Source organism: Mesorhizobium sp. M7A.F.Ca.CA.004.06.1.1 (genome assembly GCF_003999135.1).
Taxonomy (GTDB): domain Bacteria; phylum Pseudomonadota; class Alphaproteobacteria; order Rhizobiales; family Rhizobiaceae; genus Mesorhizobium.
The window spans coordinates 1-454 of sequence record NZ_RZPQ01001450.1; the positions used below are offsets into that span (position 1 = coordinate 1).

The 454-nt window shown below is 63.4% G+C and carries 1 protein-coding gene; it reads left to right on the plus strand.

Translation table 11 applies throughout. The annotated features are described in order from the left end of the window. Window positions 1-454 (plus strand): putative PEP-binding protein (locus EN906_RS36880; RefSeq protein WP_348629316.1); only part of this gene is annotated, 454 nt, incomplete at both ends.

Sequence of the window (454 nt, forward strand, 5' to 3'; positions counted from 1 at the left end):
GGCCCGACATCTTCAAGCGCCAACTGCGGGCGCTGCTGCGGGCCGCCGTGCACGGCAACATCAAGGTGATGCTGCCGATGGTGTCCGACCTCTCGGAGGTCAGGCAGACGCGCGTGCTGGTTGATGAATGCACGGCCGAGCTGAAAGCCGAAGGCGTGCCGCACGCATCATTCGATCTCGGCGTCATGATCGAAACCCCGGCCGCCGTGCTGATCGCTCCGGCGCTGGCCAAGGAGGTCGCTTTCTTCTCGATCGGAACCAACGATCTGACCCAGTACATCATGGCCGCCGACCGGCTCAATCCGACCGTCGCCAAGCTCAACGATGTCACCAATCCAGCCGTCATGTCGGCGATCGAAATGACGGCAAAAGCCGGCGTCGCCGCCGGTATCATGGTCGGCATGTGCGGTGAGGCGGCCGGCCGTCCCGATCTCATTGCGACCTTCGTGAAGAT